Raw genomic sequence first — 249 nt, forward strand, 5'->3', positions numbered from 1 at the left:
GCCGTAGCCGCCGTAGAGGCTGCCGGCCGCCAGGCCGCCCGCGAGGCCGAGCCCCACGCCGACGCCGAGGCCGCCGAGGCCGTAGCCGCGCCGGCCGTAGCCGTATCCGTAGCGGTTGCCGTAATAACCGCGGTTGAAGCCGTAGCCGCGGTTGAAGCCGTAGCCGCGGCCCGCCAGACCGGCCCCGCCGAAGCCGGCCCCACGATTGAAGCCGCCGCCGATCCCGACGCCGCCGCGGTTGAAGCCGCC

At 76.3% G+C, this 249-nt stretch carries 1 pseudogene; it reads right to left on the reverse strand.

The window, feature by feature from the left end:
• A pseudogene (locus AX737_RS38465) lies at positions 1–249 on the reverse strand (hypothetical protein); the annotation flags it as partial.

The organism is Methylobacterium sp. CCH5-D2 (assembly GCF_001556475.1).
Classification (GTDB): domain Bacteria; phylum Pseudomonadota; class Alphaproteobacteria; order Rhizobiales; family Beijerinckiaceae; genus Methylobacterium; species Methylobacterium hispanicum.